This is a genomic window from Serratia sp. J2 (genome assembly GCF_046269175.1).
GTDB classification, from domain to species: domain Bacteria; phylum Pseudomonadota; class Gammaproteobacteria; order Enterobacterales; family Enterobacteriaceae; genus Chania; species Chania fonticola_C.
On the sequence record NZ_JBKABN010000021.1, the window covers coordinates 34,104 to 50,489 of the forward strand.

15 protein-coding genes are annotated in these 16,386 nt (G+C 47.0%); 2 read left to right on the forward strand and 13 right to left on the reverse strand.

Going from position 1 to position 16,386, the window contains the following annotated elements; translation table 11 throughout:
* Window positions 1–5 precede the first annotated feature (5 nt).
* Window positions 6–779 (forward strand): histidine ABC transporter ATP-binding protein HisP, encoded by a 774-nt coding sequence (hisP, locus tag ACKWMY_RS19970; RefSeq protein ID WP_024530664.1) that lies wholly within the window; start codon window positions 6–8, stop codon window positions 777–779.
* A 248-nt stretch (window positions 780–1,027) separates the two neighbouring features.
* On the opposite strand, the gene ACKWMY_RS19975 is transcribed toward hisP, so the two are convergent.
* The 3 genes from ACKWMY_RS19975 to yfcG all read right to left on the reverse strand — a co-directional run bounded on the left by ACKWMY_RS19975 (window position 1,028) and on the right by yfcG (window position 3,126).
* On the reverse strand, window positions 1,028–1,933 hold the full coding sequence (locus ACKWMY_RS19975; protein WP_024485206.1) for a TIGR01777 family oxidoreductase: 906 nt from the start codon (window positions 1,931–1,933) through the stop codon (window positions 1,028–1,030).
* Window positions 1,934–1,960: 27 nt separating this feature from the next.
* Window positions 1,961–2,338 (reverse strand): dihydroneopterin triphosphate 2'-epimerase, encoded by a 378-nt coding sequence (folX, locus tag ACKWMY_RS19980; protein WP_021178565.1) that lies wholly within the window; start codon window positions 2,336–2,338, stop codon window positions 1,961–1,963.
* Between the two features lie 158 nt (window positions 2,339–2,496).
* Complete coding sequence (gene yfcG, locus ACKWMY_RS19985; protein WP_021806021.1) at window positions 2,497–3,126, reverse strand: GSH-dependent disulfide bond oxidoreductase; 630 nt, start codon at window positions 3,124–3,126, stop codon at window positions 2,497–2,499.
* 245 nt (window positions 3,127–3,371) lie between these two features.
* Here yfcG and ACKWMY_RS19990 point away from each other — a divergent pair, with 245 nt between their 5' ends.
* Window positions 3,372–4,652: a tyrosine-type recombinase/integrase gene (locus ACKWMY_RS19990; protein ID WP_409486882.1), complete on the forward strand. Its 1,281-nt coding sequence runs from the start codon at window positions 3,372–3,374 to the stop codon at window positions 4,650–4,652.
* A gap of 4 nt (window positions 4,653–4,656) precedes the next feature.
* Here the strand turns inward: ACKWMY_RS19990 and ACKWMY_RS19995 are convergent, their stop codons facing one another.
* From ACKWMY_RS19995 to ACKWMY_RS20040, 10 genes are all read right to left on the reverse strand, one after another.
* Window positions 4,657–5,556, reverse strand: coding sequence for a transposase (locus tag ACKWMY_RS19995; RefSeq protein WP_409486883.1), 900 nt, complete (start codon window positions 5,554–5,556; stop codon window positions 4,657–4,659).
* Between the two features lie 71 nt (window positions 5,557–5,627).
* Window positions 5,628–5,891, reverse strand: coding sequence for a PAAR domain-containing protein (locus ACKWMY_RS20000; RefSeq protein WP_409486884.1), 264 nt, complete (start codon window positions 5,889–5,891; stop codon window positions 5,628–5,630).
* A gap of 76 nt (window positions 5,892–5,967) precedes the next feature.
* Window positions 5,968–6,720 carry a hypothetical protein gene (locus ACKWMY_RS20005; RefSeq protein ID WP_409486885.1) on the reverse strand — a complete coding sequence of 251 codons (753 nt, stop codon included), beginning with the start codon at window positions 6,718–6,720 and terminating at the stop codon, window positions 5,968–5,970.
* 44 nt (window positions 6,721–6,764) lie between these two features.
* The gene (locus ACKWMY_RS20010) at window positions 6,765–7,727 is read right to left on the reverse strand and encodes a hypothetical protein (protein WP_409486886.1); all 963 of its coding nucleotides are present in this window, start codon (window positions 7,725–7,727) and stop codon (window positions 6,765–6,767) included.
* A gap of 18 nt (window positions 7,728–7,745) precedes the next feature.
* On the reverse strand, window positions 7,746–8,630 hold the full coding sequence (locus ACKWMY_RS20015; RefSeq protein ID WP_409486887.1) for a hypothetical protein: 885 nt from the start codon (window positions 8,628–8,630) through the stop codon (window positions 7,746–7,748).
* A gap of 34 nt (window positions 8,631–8,664) precedes the next feature.
* Window positions 8,665–9,945 carry a hypothetical protein gene (locus ACKWMY_RS20020; protein WP_409486888.1) on the reverse strand — a complete coding sequence of 427 codons (1,281 nt, stop codon included), beginning with the start codon at window positions 9,943–9,945 and terminating at the stop codon, window positions 8,665–8,667.
* Window positions 9,946–10,026: 81 nt separating this feature from the next.
* Window positions 10,027–10,611 carry a DUF4123 domain-containing protein gene (locus ACKWMY_RS20025; RefSeq protein WP_409486889.1) on the reverse strand — a complete coding sequence of 195 codons (585 nt, stop codon included), beginning with the start codon at window positions 10,609–10,611 and terminating at the stop codon, window positions 10,027–10,029.
* The gene (locus ACKWMY_RS20030) at window positions 10,601–12,685 is read right to left on the reverse strand and encodes a type VI secretion system tip protein VgrG (RefSeq protein WP_409486890.1); all 2,085 of its coding nucleotides are present in this window, start codon (window positions 12,683–12,685) and stop codon (window positions 10,601–10,603) included. The genes ACKWMY_RS20025 and ACKWMY_RS20030 overlap by 11 nt, the downstream gene beginning before the upstream one ends.
* A gap of 184 nt (window positions 12,686–12,869) precedes the next feature.
* Window positions 12,870–14,375 carry a hypothetical protein gene (locus tag ACKWMY_RS20035; protein ID WP_409486891.1) on the reverse strand — a complete coding sequence of 502 codons (1,506 nt, stop codon included), beginning with the start codon at window positions 14,373–14,375 and terminating at the stop codon, window positions 12,870–12,872.
* 1,677 nt (window positions 14,376–16,052) lie between these two features.
* Window positions 16,053–16,373, reverse strand: coding sequence for a hypothetical protein (locus ACKWMY_RS20040; RefSeq protein WP_409486892.1), 321 nt, complete (start codon window positions 16,371–16,373; stop codon window positions 16,053–16,055).
* Window positions 16,374–16,386 lie beyond the last annotated feature (13 nt).

Below are 16,386 nucleotides of genomic sequence, written 5' to 3' on the forward strand. Positions count from 1 at the left end.
CCACCATGCCTGAACAAAAATTAGCCGTCACCGAACTGCACAAGCGTTATGGTGACCATGAAGTACTGAAAGGGGTCTCCCTGGCGGCCAATGCGGGCGATGTGATTAGCATTATCGGTTCTTCCGGCTCCGGTAAAAGTACCTTTCTGCGTTGCATCAACTTCCTGGAGAAGCCCAGCGAAGGCACCATCAGCCTGAATAATGAAAATATTCGCATGGTGCGCGACAAGGATGGCCAGCTTAGAGTCTTTGACAAGAAACAGCTGCAGCTGCTGCGTACCCGCCTGACGATGGTGTTCCAGCATTTCAACCTGTGGAGCCACATGACGGTGCTGGAGAACGTGATGGAAGCTCCAATCCAGGTACTGGGGCTGAGCAAGGCCGAGGCGCGGGAACGGGCGGTGCGCTATCTGGATAAGGTCGGCATTGATGCGCGGGCACAAATCAAATACCCGGTTCACCTCTCCGGCGGGCAACAGCAACGGGTTTCTATTGCCCGGGCGTTGGCAATGGAGCCGGAAGTGCTGCTGTTCGACGAACCGACTTCGGCGCTCGATCCTGAACTGGTGGGCGAAGTGCTGCGCATTATGCAGAAATTGGCAGAAGAGGGGAAAACCATGGTGGTAGTGACGCACGAAATGGAGTTTGCGCGCCATGTCTCCAGCCACGTCATTTTCCTGCATCAGGGGCTGATTGAAGAGCAGGGGCCGCCTGCGGAGTTGTTTGGTAACCCTAAGAGCACACGTTTGCAGCAGTTCCTTTCCGGAGCGCTGAAGTAGATATTTTGCCCCTCACCCTAACCCTCTCCCACAGGGAGAGGGGACCGATCGAGTGGGCTGAAAATGCCGTGATTGATTTGGCTTAATGATCTTGGGCACCAACTTAGGGTGATAAATTTTCCCTCTACAAAAGAGGTGTCAAACGGGAGATGTATTTTGGAGAAAGGGTCGATCGAGTATGCTGTAATGACCTCTTTACTTTCAACAAAGCAGGGGCTGACAGCGCCCTCTCCCTGTGGGAGAGGTCATCAAGCCTGCTGATTGATCACATCATCCAGCGCCTGCTCCAGCTCAAAGAAACGGAAAACAAACCCCGCCTCTTCCAACCTCCTCGGCACCGCCCGTTGCCCACCTAATACCAACACCGCCGCTTCACCCATCAGTAAGCGCATGGCAAAGGCGGGCGCACGAAGAAACGCCGGGCGATCCAGCACCTTGGCCAGAGTGGCGGTGAACTGTTCGTTATGCACTGGATAAGGTGCCACCATATTGAAGGGCCCACGCAGCGGAGGATTGTCCAACAGGTAAATGATGGCATTGACCATATCGTCGATATGGATCCAGGGCAGATACTGGCGGCCATTGCCGATCGGCCCGCCTAAGCCCATACGGAATGGCGGTAGCATTTTCGCCAGTGCTCCCCCTTTGGGCGACAAGACAACGCCGGTACGCAGCAGGCAGACGCGTGTGTAGCTACTTTGTGCCCGAAGGGCCAAAGCTTCCCAGCGTTGACACAGCTGGTGGGTAAATTCATCGTGCGGAGGTTCTTCTTCCGTTACCACCGCCTGGCCCTGATCGCCGTAATAACCGACCGCCGAGCCCGAAATCAGTACCGAAGGTGGGGTATTGCTGGCGGCGATCAGCGTAGCTAATCGTTCGGTCAAGTCCCAACGGCTGCGGCACAGCAGTTCTTTCTGCGCCTTGCTCCAGCGCTTGTCCGCAATTGGCTCACCCGCCAGGTTGATCACAGCATCAAAACCGTCCAGAGAGCGTTGTTCATCAAGCGAAGCCCAGTAGCTGAGCCGATCGCCGAACTTATCCCGTGCTTTGGCGACGTTGCGCGTCAACAGGGTGAGCTCATGCGAAAGGTGCAGCAGTTGCCTGGTCAGGCTACTGCCGATCAACCCAGTTGCGCCGGTAATCAGGATCTTCATGGTCGGCCTCCCTGGTAGGGGTGAGTGCTAAGCGGTTTCTCGTCGGTAACTCATGGTCATGGAAACCGAGTCGGCATAACGTAGGGCCAGCAATTTATCTATCTCTACTTCAGCATAGGTTACCCATGGATGTTGTTTCACTATGTCGAGCACATCCTGAGTTAATTTTTCCAACAGCGCGAAGCGATTGTCTTCAATATGGCGAATGATCGCCTTGGTGATGGTGCGATAGTTGAGGGCGTCGCTAATGTCTTCGCTATTACGCGCCTTGTCCGCCGGGTAGTGGATCGCCACGTTGATCAGAACATCCTGACGGTTGTTGATTTCTTCTTCCTTGATACCGATGAAGGTGCGTAACCGCAGGTTTTTAATACGGATAATGGCATCGGGTTGCTGGCATGGCATCAGAGATTCTCCGGAGGTCTGATTGTTTGTACTCAGAATACACGGAAAGTGAAGAAAAGATAATGTAGCCAGACGCTTAAAGAGAGCAACGCGGGGGAGATCACACCGGTTTCCCCTCTCCGATGAGTACACGATGTAAGAGAGGGGGGAGGGCCGCGTTAGGCTTGATCTGCCAATTTATAGGCACGTTCCGTTGCCGGGCGGTTACGGATGCGTTCAAACCAGTTGCGCACCGCCGGATAATCCGCCAGATCGATGCGCTGGCGCGGATGAGACACAACCCAGGGATAAGTCGCAATATCGGCAATGCTGTAGTTGTCGCCGCCCAGGTAAGGGTGCCGTTGCAACTCGGTTTCCAGTACGCCATACAGGCGTTTGGTTTCCTGCTGGTAGCGTTCTATCGCGTAGGGGACAGGTTGGGGGGCATAGTGGTTGAAGTGATGATTTTGCCCAAGCATCGGCCCAAATCCGGCGACCTGCCAAAATAACCACTGTAGCGTTGCTGCCCGTTCGCGAACCCCTTTGCTGAGCAGCTTGCCGGTTTTCTCTGCCAGATAGAGCAGGATCTCACCCGATTCAAACAGGCTGATGGGAGCCCCACCGTCAACGGGTTGTTGATCGACGATTGCCGGGATTTTGTTGTTGGGAGAAATGGCTAAAAACGCTGGTGTGAATTGATCGCCAGCACTGATATTTACGCGATGGATACGATAAGGTAAACCAACCTCCTCCAAAAGCAGGGTAATTTTGTGCCCATTGGGAGTCGGTGCGTAATACAGATCAATCATATGATAATACTCCTTATAAATTACCATTACAAAAATGATTTAAGGCAGTGTTTATAACGAATTTCGGTGTTCAATTTGCTGTTTTATAAATATTTTTGTATGTGCGTATTGTTTCTTGTTGTCTCATCAAATCCCACTGAAAACCACTGAATCCTACACTTTAATGTAGGTCAAAATGTAGCTTGCCAGTTTACCTGTGTTATAATGTACGCCATACAGTAGTAACCACGCATGGAGCTAACTAAGTGGAAAAAACAGAGAAAAAACCACTGTCAACTAAAGCCATTGAAGCAATGAAACCCGGTTGCTCTGACAAAGCTGATACTAGTGAAAATCGTGGGTTGAGGATCACCTGCGGCGCCACCGGCATTAAAACTTTCTTTTACCGCTACACCAGCCCCATCACTCATAAACTTACCCAAGTCAAAATCGGCCATTTCCCCAATATCACCCTAGCTCAGGCTCGTGCTGAATTGCAAATGCTCAAGCTGGTAAAAAATGAAGGCCGATGCCCTGCGAGCGAACTGAAAGCTGAAAAAAGTCACAAACAGCAAGTCGAGTTGGCTGCGCAGCAGGCTGTCTTCACCGTAAAAGATTTAGTCGAATTGTACTTGACCGAACGCATTGAAGATCGTCATGGGAAAGATGGGAAGATTATCTTGGGAGCTAGGAACTCAAGAAGCCAGTATGCTACGAGAAGAACCCTGACGAAAGATGTTGTTGAGAAGATCGGTGATCGGGCTGCTCAGGATGTGACGCGTAAAGATGTGATTGAACTTGTTATGGCTGCGGTTCAACGCGGGGCAAACGTGCTGGCTGGTAGCATACTGAGGGAATTGTGTGCTGCCTATGAATTTGCTCTCGGCCTCGGTAAATTAGACGAGAACTTTGCCAACCCCGCATTGCTGGCAAAAGCAAGCATTGCCCAAGCGAAAGTAAAGCTCACAGCTAAACCTGGCAAGCGCGTTTTAGCAGAAAGTGAATTGGCGCAGATGCTCGATTGGTTACCTAATTCTAGTTTTCCACCTAATGTTAAAAATGTTTTATGGCTAACACTATTGACCGGCTGCCGCACGGGTGAGATTTGTGCATTGGCCTGGGAAAATGTTGATCTCCAAAAAGGCACCATTCACCTGAAAGAGACTAAAACAGGTAGTGAAAGACATGTTCAGCTATCAAAGCAAGCAATCGACTTTCTTAAATCACTTCGAGATTCTTCGACTCATTACCTTTTTACCTCGCGGAGAACCAATAAACCGATTACACAGTATTTTCTTAATAAAGACTCACACCGCTTACGCGAACTTAATAGAATGATCGATATCCCGCCTTGGACACCGCATGACTTACGCCGAACCGTACGTACTGGCTTAGCTCGTCTTGGATGCCCTAGCGAAGTGGCAGAGGCTGTTTTAGGCCACTCCCGCAAAGGTATCGAAGGCACTTATGATCTTTATAGCTACGAGCCTGAGTGTAAGGTCTGGCTGCAAAAATGGGCGGATCACCTTGATACTTTGAAAGCATGATTTTTCATTCTTTTGCATCCTCAACTTGTGTCCTGGCATAGAAATTATTCATCGTTTGCTTGTTGACTTGAACATGGCGACGGCTGCGCTGCCATGCTATCCAAGCTACCAATTCCTCGTACCCTTGTTGCTGCATCGTCAACGCGAAGCTATCTCTCCAGCGGTTGAGTAGTAACATCTGTACCCCCAGTTGGCGTTGAATATCCGAAATGGTATCTCCCCGAACCAGGCAATCGACATAAGATGACCAGAGTGGCATATGGTAGTGCTTTCTCAGCGGTGTATTGGCTAGCAGGTTGAAGCCTTGCTGACAGCCTGTGCAATAGAACTGCGGGCGGGTATGGATACGGTAGCAAGACTGTCCACACACTGCACAGTTTGCCGTTTGACTGAACTCAAGATCATGCAACCAGGCCTTGAACTGCTCACATTGCTGGCTCACTTTTTCGGGTAGTTCGACAAACTCTCGTTGCTGACGTGGGAACCACCAAGCATACAACGCGGGATAGTCCACGCGCATAATCTCGGCGATGACATTATCACGGTGATAAACGCCTGCTATCGAAATATTCAGGCGTTCGCTAATCTTGGCAGTGGTCATCCCTGAAAGGCGGTAAGCTGCAATGTGGGGCCATAACGGAATAAACTCTTGTCGACATCTTGCCAGGGGCGTTCCATACAAGCGATTGAATCCTCCATCACAGCTTTTACACCGATAGTTTTTGATGGTTTTGTCTCGTTTGCTCGCCCGGTTGTCTACCCGAAACGACTTGTGGCCGCACTTGGGGCAACACTCTGGCGTTTCAAACGGGAAATGCTTCAGATAGTGGATCAAGCGATCGGCCTCTTGATGTAGAGACTCTGGTAGATAAAGGTAATAGTTGATCTCAGTTTCATGAATCACGTTACAAATCTCGTTTATTCTCTACAGCTATGGCCTACCGAAGGGATAGCTACGGGAGCGTAATACTCCCGTTATCCCGAATGAGTTGTGCCATGGCGGCTAGCTATCAAACGTGCACCACAACTGGTTTGGTCTCCTTCACGAGCGACATTTTTACCACTAACGCTAAATCCTTGAGCATGGCCAACAATCACTGTAGAACCATGTTGTGGGCATACGACTGTATCCCCTTCACAGGCGACCATCGCGCCCTGATTTTTAAAGCCTGAACAGGCAGTACTAACAACTCCGCCATGATCAGTTTTATCGCCAAGTACAATCAATGGTTTAGACATGTTAATCCTGTTCTCTGAGTGATTTTTCTACGGATAGGTATGAACCGGGTTTCCAACAAAGATAAGTACTTTCCCATCACGCTATTTGATTTGACCATTGCATGAAACATTGTTGGAGATGATAAACCCTCAAGGAGATCTCTTTTGCCGCCAAGCAGTTGTACCAACGTGGGCGTAGAGGATCATTGAAACAATAAGCCCCATCATAATATTGGGCAATGGTTAGCAGTAGGTGGGCATGAGCATCACCGTTTACTGGCAGGGCTTGAGTACTGATCTTGTGCAAAGCCTGATACATCGCAGAGAATTCTTCGAAATCAACGGGCATATAGCTTCTCCCTTCTGCGACAAAAAGTTTATTGATTGCCAGAGAAGGCTCATGCCACTGAGGTTGGTTGGTATCTGGCTGATGTTGGGGTACCACAATGCTGAGGATCAGTGACATTTGTTCCTCAAACCAATCCCGAGTCCAATCTTGTTGATACTCAATTAGATAGCCATGGATCGGATCATCATCGGCTAAGTAGAGAGCATTCAACTCTTGCAGGACAATCTGTTTTAAAGCGTGAAAACGACTATCTTGCATGAAGAAAGAACCAAAACAGAGCCTGGCTGAGCATACCCGTATTGCCAACAATTGGCTTGGGCGGCCATTGTCCTCAGTCCACTGATAACTCTGTGTGACTGCCTGTGCCAGAGCCTCCTCGGTGATGTTATGCATGGCTATCAAGGTCGAGAAGTTAGCCGAGAGATTTTCTACCCCATTGGTAACGAAATCCCGCGTTCGATTGTCATAAATAGTGTCATGCATAGCAGACGTTATTTTCATTTTTCGTTACCCCCCGGTAGCTGTTGTAAGGGTCGTTAAGTCAATTAATTAAATAAATCAGGTAAGAAAGCCAACGCTGGATTAGCTTCTTTTAATTTATCCATAACAGGCTGGAACCACTCCGGTTTCTGCCACTGGTTAAAATCGGGGCGATGATCAATAGCCATCGGGGTTTTCAACAACGGGTGATCAATTTCTGGTGTGGTTAATCCATGACGTGCGCGGAAGTTTTTTACTGCCTGATACTCGAAAGGCCACAGTAATAATACTGGCTGTTCAATCTCATGGCCTGTAATGCTACTTTGATTATTATCCAAAAATAATGATGCCCATTTCAGATGGTTATCACAAAGCTCCATTAGCCATTCTTTAACTATATTCTCATCTTTTTCATAAAGCGCTTCTTGACAGAAACGCACATAGAAAGGATCTGTTGGAATATTAACTGAGTGCCAGTCAATAGTTTGCTTATGCTCACTAGCCATCATCTCAATAGCAAGAACACCTAGCCTCTGAGGCGTTGGTGGAACAACGTTACCTTCTCCATCCCCTCCCCATGCCAATGATTTACTCATTTTACCATTTAAAAGACTTTCCTTAATCTTTGGATAGCAATGCTCGATAACATCAAATCTACCAGTGGAAAATGACATTAATAACATTTCACCTTGGTAAGCTAAGCCATGATTAAATCGTTCATTTATATCATTATAATAATCACAAAAAACACCAGTTATTGATGTCATATAGTATTTGCATAAAAACTCATTTAGTCTATTTTTCTGAGTGGTGAATATGTCAGTCAGATAAATTTTACCATAAAGATTTTTACCTAAATCTAAAGAGGTTGCCGTGAATGACAATGTTTTATTTTTTTCTGCATCCAAACTATCTTGAATATCTTCATTTATATCACTTTCAATATTAATGATGTACTCTTCTTTTTTTTTGTTCTTTATAACTTGCTCACTAACTACATATTTTTCAACTTCAATTAAACTAGGCATTACTATCCCCTTATGTTTTTACTTAATTTCGTTACAAACAATCATTGTACTATATTTTGTATTTCCTGCGAGTTTAAAACCATCTTTCAAACCAACAGTTGCAACATACCCCTGTAGTTCATTGGGGTTATTAGTGATTTCTTTAATTATTTTCCTAAACTCTTTATATTGCTCAGGTGTAAGACTATAACGGTTGGAATCACGATAGTCAGACGTCGCGTCATTTAAGTGTTTTAATAAATTTTCTAAGGGTTTTTTCTGTTCGTTACTCAGCGATGGTCCCCTTGGTGTACCGTGATCAGTGAACTTTTCTCTTAATGTTGCTTTTGCGTCCAAAGTGATCCATCGAGGTGGTGGTGGTGATGGGATAACTTCGCAGAGTAAATCTACACCGTGTCCACTTTTATTTTGTATAGCCCAAACTTTATCTTTTAGTATGGCTTTTTTTGCTGAATTTTTAAATGACTGTGCAGTAGCTCGACCTCCGACCTTAAAGAACATTTTATCATGTAATACGCCTTGGCGGGCAAAGTTCATAATGTATTGTTCCGCAATATAACCGGTATATTGATTTAGCTTAAGTGCAGCAAGGCCTTGGTAAAACTCTTTTTTCTGCACATACTCCATCAGTTCTTTACCCGACAGATTTATTTCGACATGCGCTTTTAACAGTTTTCCTTCTTGAGTCAACTCTTTAGTGTTGGCCAAAATACGCATCACCGTTGAGCCATTGGGGAGTGGACCTAAAAACTCAATCTTTGCTCCACGCACATTCTCAGTGAAAAATTTAGTGATGGCTCGCATAGAAGGGTGGTGCTGTAATCTTAACCGTTGAGCTACAGCATGGTTAGCAGCCTTCTCTTTATTCACTATTTGCATGATGACTTCAGGTGTTGATGCCATTTTCGTTATCCCTTATTAACGAGTTTCAAGCAGACTACTGCCCAGTGAAAGAGGCTTTATCTTCATAGGCCTCTACAGGTTTTTGAGTCAACATGCCGCTTTGTAATACATAGGTCATCCCTCCCCCTGCGATACCTGAACCCAGCGTTGTCAAAATTTTCGTCGACGGGCGTTTCCCGAAAGTCATCATCATGTTCAAGCCGTGAAACGTGTATTCAATCATACGGCTGTTATTACCCGTTTGTTTATCCAGCATTTTGGCGGCTTCTAACAGCGGGTTGTAACCTTTTTCGCGAACGCCTAAAAAACGTACAGCCGCATCGGTGACATTACTGCTTTCCAGAATGATCATCCCTATATAGGCAGCGCGGATCAGTTTTGCTCCCCCTGCAACGACCGCTCCGACGCCACTGACAATAGCTGCAACCGTGATGAGGATTTCAACCGCGGTTAATGTTTTGTCTGTCCACCAATCAACGGTATTGTTTAGATCCACCGTTTGATAGATTGTATCGATCAGCAAGTCGGCCAGTTCATCAAGCGTTTTCTTCGATACGGGTGAGGGCTTGCCGACATAAAGTCCGCTCATGACCGTTTCGGTGAATTCTTGTGCGACAACGATTTCAAAATTGTCATTACAAAATGTTGATCCACGCCGAAACACATTATCACCGTACTCTGGCGCGATAGGTGACCTACCGACAACATAAACAGTATGGTCAAGCCGCTGATGGAAGGTCACCTTGAACTGGGCGCTCTTCATAGGCACTTTTTTGCCATTCAGGGTCACATTCCATTTTCCCTTGTTATCTTCCGTGCGGCTAGCCAGTGAGAACAGGGCTAAAAACGTAGCAAACTCTTTTTCACCTACTTTTTGGCGCACTTTGTCAAACAACAGATCCATATTACTGATTTCTTGCGCAACCTTGTGTATTGCTTCTGGCTTCGAGGCTTGGCTATTATTCTTTATATGCGCCATCAGTGAGCTGTAGGATGCGCCCATGGGCAAGGCTTCTTCTTGCGCCAATTTAGTGGGATCCTGTGGGTCGGGGAGCTCTTCCATGACCATATCCAGTGGGCTGGCTATATTTCTGAATGCCTGCTCCGCCTCCTTCTTATCATCAATTTGCAAGATAAAATCGAGTACCTGGCACGGCGCGGTCTGAACCTGTTGGCTGACAGGCTCATCTGGGAAACTTGCGGTGGTTACCGCCGCTGGCTGCTGGTAGTTTTGCAGCCTTGGAAAGGACGGTTTTTTTACATAGGTATTGTCAATCGCAGTCTTTTGCCAAATTGGCTTTGGTTCCAGTCCCATAACGTATGCTCTCCTAGCGTGGCGTACTGACGGGCAGTAATATTGCCCGATTCATATCAAGTGCCTTGTCCCCTACTGGACTCAGATAATCACAATCTGCCTGCCATCAAGATCTTCCGCAATCACCCGAGTGAGTCCATCAGTAAACTCAATAAAGGTTTGGGCAGGTAAAAAAGGCAGCAGTGTTTTCACCGTATTGGGGGCGTAGTAGCGGAACATAAGCCAACGCGCTTGAACCTCGTCATAGACCTGATTGAATTTTCTCAAGTGGTGACTCACTACGGGTAATGGTAAGTAGCTGCGCAGAAAAATCCCCCAGTTTTTGCCCCATCCTTCAGTCAGTAACCATTGAGTGAAGTCACTTTCTGGTTCTAGGCGAACCAGATAAGGGGCATGAAAGGCAAAACGTTCTGCGCTGTCTCCCTTCCATAAGCAGCTCCATTCTGTTTCATAAGCCTCCAGCAGGACGGCAATATCTGAACGTTGCAACGCATCAATCACTGCGTAGGTATGACATGGGGCCGAGGAAGATGCACTGATCACTTCTCTACCCTGAGGAGAGAAGGGGACCACTGCTCCAAACAGTGTCTCTTTGATTATCGCTTGTGCTTCGTTGGCATCGTCAGGCAACGCTATGCGGCGCAATCGTTGATTGTTACTGACCATTTTTAGCTGCCTCTTCTGCCGCTTTCTTCGCTTTGGCACAAATCTCGCAGAATGGCGCACCTTCCTGCACCATCGCGGTAAGTGCTTCTATCTGATCCGCACCGCCAGATTTAACTTCTACATTGGGGGCAGCCAAGATAATTTGCTTCCCTTTGAGGGTAATGCCACTGGAATCAATAGTGATACTGCCTCCGGGGCCTGCCAATGTGATGGTTTGGTCGGCATGCATAATGTAAGTAGGTGAACGAGAGAAGATTTTGCTTTTCACTATCTCGTCGTAGACGCCTTCAATTTCAAGCCGGCTGTTACCCCCAATCTGCTCAATGGAATCGGCATAAATAACGTTCTTTTTCGAGCTGTTGACGACTAAAGTACGGTTGTTCTCTACTTGAATTTCCTGATCTTTCATTACCCTGAGAACAGCGTTATTACCAATGGTTTCAAAATGATCTCGCCCCACGTTAGTGCGTTTGTCCTGGCCGATTTCTTCCTGTTGGTCAACGCCGACAGATTTGGTACGGTTGTGGCCGATAGAGTGGAACTGGTCGTTGAGAATTTCTGTACGGTGATCTTTTTGCGCATGCATGTAGATCTCTTCCCGCGCTTTTTCATCTTCAAAACGCAGTTCGTTGAACCCTTCGCCTTTATGGGTTTTGGAGCGTATCGTCATCTGGGTTTTGGTTGCGGGTAAGTCACCGGGGGTCTGATTGTTGACATGATAAGTCCGCCCGATAATCACCGGTTGATCGGGATCGCCATTCAGAAACTCCACGATAACTTCATGACCAATGCGCGGAATGGCTGACATTCCCCACTTTGTGCCTGCCCAGGGATGAGACACACGAACCCAGCAGGAGCTGGTATCATCTGTTTTGCCTGAACGATCCCAAAGAAAACGCACCTTGACCCGGCCAAGCTCATCACAATAGATTTCTTCAGAGGATGGGCCCGTGACAATAGCAATCTGCGCACCATCAATGCGTGGTTTGGGTAGTGAAAGCGGACGCCACGTCTGATCGTTGGGAATAAATGCAAACTGGCTGGTTATGGTTGTACCTTGCCCTCCCGAGACCGTCTCCAGAGCCTGAGGTTGTTGCCCGGTATGGATGGCCTGGGTGATTTGCCAACGGGTATTCAGTGTGTCTAGCGGATGGTTTTCCAGGGTAAAGCGCACGCCGGGTTGCAGGGCAGGACAATTACTCGCCCCTTCGCCCTGATGGGCGTCATTGCGCAATGCCTGAATGCGCCACTGGGCAAACCTTTCCCCGCTCGGGCCGGTATTTTTATAGCGACCAGGGTAATCATAATGCAGATACTGGGTGGACTGGTGTTCATCATCTCGGGCATAGTCGCGATACTCTGCTGCCCATTCGGGATTTTTGAAGGTGTAATCTTTCAGCAACACGTCCGAAGGGCGCAGACTTTCCCGGCGCTTGAAGGTGGTGACACAAGGCTCATCGAGTGAGGTTTGTAGCTGATCTGGGTAGTAGGGGAGCGTCGGCCCATCATTCACGATGATATTATCATCAGCGAAGACCAGCGTGTGTTTGCCATTCTCATGCTCGAAGAAATAATAAATGCCTTCTTCTGCCGCCATTCGATGCAGGAAATCCAGGTCGTTTTCGTTATATTGGACACAAAACTCCCGGGCTGCGTGCGTGTAACGAAAAGCATGAGCATAGTCAATGATGTTATTTTCTTTCATCAAGGTTTCCAGAATTTCTTGAAAACCCTGTTGCTGGAAAATGCGGGAATTTTGTCTTAACCCTGCTCGCCAGAGCGCGGGGCGCACACTGAGCCGGTAACGGGTTTGATGAAGTCCGGTATCGCCTTGCTCAACGGAAGTGACAATACCATTAACGATACGCTGCACTTCTGTTTCACGCCAAATGGTCAACGTGGCGGTTTTGTCCAGAATTGAACGAAATTCCACACTGGGGCTGGCACTGGCAACCTCAAGTTCGAGCGTGAAGAGTGTGGAAAATTGCTCGTGCAACGTAAAACCTGCTACAACGAAGGTTTTAGGCGGCAGGTCCCCCACACTCAACGTAAACCGCAGGCCACTCGCATCCATGTTCACATTTCCTTATTGATGGCGTGAATAATTCCCGAACGATACAAATAAAATACTTATGATATATAAGACATTTTAATGCATGGAGAAAGCAGCAACAACCTGTATCTACGCATTCAGTGAGACCTATCTCGGTTATATCTTGTTATAACCGAGAAGATAGCGTGATTGGCAGTGACCTCTTCTACTGGTGAATGGATTTATTCTTCAAGACAATCGTCAAGAATGGATGCTGCCAATCCCTCCGATCAATTTTTGTGTAAGATACAAACCCATCGTGCTCTAACGCGCATACCTGCCCCGGATGAGTGCTGACAAACTCATAGACCGCCCGGCTTTCTAACCCTTGCAGCATATGACTGAGCAGCTTACGGCGCATTACATCACGCCTCCGCCGTGTACCCGTTGCCACGCATTTGTAAGTACAGTTGAAGGTCTGACCTACAGCATTAGTGACACATTTCCCGTAGCGGTTCGTCCGGGCTGTTGCCTCGTAGTGATCGAGTAACCTAGCCAGATCAGCTTTGAGTGGCTCTAGGTGTTCGCGCCAGCGCAACAGAATACGTTTGGCTTTGGACTGCACGAACGCCTTTCTCAGCAGGCGGACAGTCGCGCTTTTGAAGGAGAGGCTAACATATCCTGAGTTGAACACACTGGCATAGCGGAACTGCTTAACCAGCGCTTCTTCTACCTTCAGAACCTTGCAGATCACCTCTGTGTCAAGAAGCTGTAAGTTGCTGTCTGAAACGCCAATCGACTGTAGTTCACGGCGGAGGAGCTCAAGTTGGCACCCTTTAATGTCGTAGTTGTAACCTTGTGCAAGACAGGCCCACTTCATGGCGGATGGCAAGCTTTGGAAGCCAGTCCCCACCTCGAACGAACGCCCACCAATCTTGGCCGATTTGTAGGATTGGCGGTATGCGACAACCAGCGGGGTGTCTGAAATCAGCTCGACACCCACTTCTGCCAAATGAGACAGGAAAGAGCGGTAGAACATCGTATTCTTGGTTGAGTGGTGGGTATCTACGTACTGCCGGAGTGCATCAAGGTTGATATGCAGCGGTTCTAGATTGCTCCACACGGCTTTCAAAAGATTCCTGAATGGCTCGTTCGGGATATCGCGCTTTGACCATTGATGCTTCACTGTCTGGCAGCCACGGCTAATGGCCTGTCCGATCAATTCATCAAAAGAGTAGGTTTTGCGTTTATTGAAAATATTCGTCAAGTAACTTAGGCGATCAGTCCGGCGGAGATATTTGGCACGATCCTTGGTGAATAAGCTGTGTAGGAACCGCTTGGATACCGCGAACTCCCTGCATTTACGCCCAGAATGTGTATAGTCAATGATCTTGACTAACCCGGCCTCCTCAATCAACTCCAGAGCACGAGTATGCGGCAGATCTTTTGGTTGCTTAAACACACGCGGAAGCTCAGGTTTACCGAGAGTCTCTGCTGGCAAGGGTACAGAATAAGTCCAATCTTTGTCACCTTTGGAGCGAGCCTTTTTACGAGTGTTCCGGCTGACCGTAGCGCAACAAATAAGATGTTCAAGGAATCGGGCAATATCACCGTAATAGGGTCGCCGTAAATGTTTCGGACCATAAAAAGGAATGTTGAATACAGCCTTAATAAATGCTTCGAGAGTATACAGAGTTACCAGGATATTATTCCTTGTGAGATATGCTTTCATATATAAACGCCTGCTGATTGAAAAGAATGTGGTGTGCTAACGCCACTTATTTACAGTTGTAATTACGCAGGCAAAAAAAATAATATGATAGTATTGATGATGATAGATAATGGAGGCTCAGCCTCCTAACAAGCTGAGGGCTGATATAACGCTAATGCTGGATAATGGCTATAGTATGGGGAAGCCATATTCATGATATACACTGTTATATACACTTATAGAGTATGTACATGTATCTATATACCACCTAGATACAAATATCAGATAAATAACAACCAGCTTGTAGTGGGATTAGAGAACATCCCCCTTAAAACTACTTATAGATGTATCTACAATCAGAGTTAGGTAGCCTACCAAGCTTATAGAACCCCATTATTTCTGATATTTACCAATATTAAGATCGCTATTTCGCTCCAAACCGAGATTTGACACGTTTACAGAGAAAACGCTGATCTTTGGTGAGAGATAAAAAGTGATCTCCGGTTTTCCCTAGCCATTGTACGATATGCCGATTTACTGCTCATCTGATGGTTGATTTGGCAGGTCTACAGCCAGAGTAAATGCATCAACTCGCCGAGTTGAAGCACCATTTTACTCGGTCTGGTACTTTCTTGTCTGCCAGACAGAATTGAAACACGGCAGATTAGCGGTTTTCGTAGAAGGTAGAAGATGCGAGCGATGAACGCTTCAGGGGGGGATGTACGATAGTGAAATCTGGACCCACTAAAATCGCCTGTCCAACGGTTTAACAGGCGATTTGATTGTGATACTCTGCGGTTTAAACACCACATGCCCTGATCGCAAAAAGTGATTCTGAGTGGAGAGGCCGCACAATCGTATCCTGCGAACAGGCACTGGTGGTATGCGCCAATCACTCAATCACTTTTTGACTATGCCCATAATGTAACGGACAGCCAAGCAGCAAGCTCTGAGTAGTGTTGATCGCCCATTTTCATCAACCAGCAGGTTTGACGCATCTACCCGACGCGTAGAACCTTCTTCATTTGATCTCAGCTGAAACCTCGTTAACAAACCGTAAGCAGATTAACGATATACTCAGTGATAACGGGCCGGAACTCACTGCCGCAGTGTTAGCTGAATGGGCAGAACTACGCATTCAGCCTTGATCACCTATCGCCCCAACAGTCTTTTCAATAGTTGGCTAACAGTAGTGGGTCTAGCGTGCGTCAAGGAAAGTGTGGTGAAGTGGTTCTCTCTAAGTGGTTAGAAGCACGCATTGAGATGGAGCCAGCAGAAGGACTATCTTACCAATAGTATTACGATTTTTAACCGTCAAAAATATGCGGAAAAAGCACCGAGTAAGACTGAAAAAATCACAAGAAAGCATACAAGCAGAATATGAACGAAAGCTTATATGCTTTAGGAGGATTAAGTAGTTAAATAATCTACTTTTATACCTACGGCTAGAGTAATCATTCGTTAACGACGGTATGATACTAAGCCAACGGCATTACTAAAGGAATTAACCAATAGGAGAAGTACTAATACGTGTACTTCTGCATTTAGGGCAATAATCAGGTGTCCCATACCCAGCCCGACTGGTCCATTCATGCTTACAATCCAAGCACTTAGCCCTATAGATAGTTGCCATAGTCATTAACTCCCTGTTAGTAGAATAGAATGCGGTTGCAGTATACTATACAAGTGTTTTGTTTTTCACCGCTTTTTGTTCAATTCCTGCTGTTCAGCCTCCCACTCTCGATCTTTTTCCCTACGTTCAGTCAAGCGTCGTTCTGCAGCAGCAATGTTTTCACGAGCCTCTGCTTTCTTCTCTTCGGTCGTACCTTTATGTTCTAAAATTGCTTTTCCAGTAGATTTAGTAAACTGGTCAAGACCTTCTGTAACCACAAATCGAGCAACGTTAAACAATCCCTTTCCTGCAAGCGATAGAGACGCTAAACCAGTATCTGCAACACCATCAGCTTTACGAACATCATCAACGGCTTTGCCTAAATCAAAAAAACCACGCTTTGCCATATAGTCCCTCACT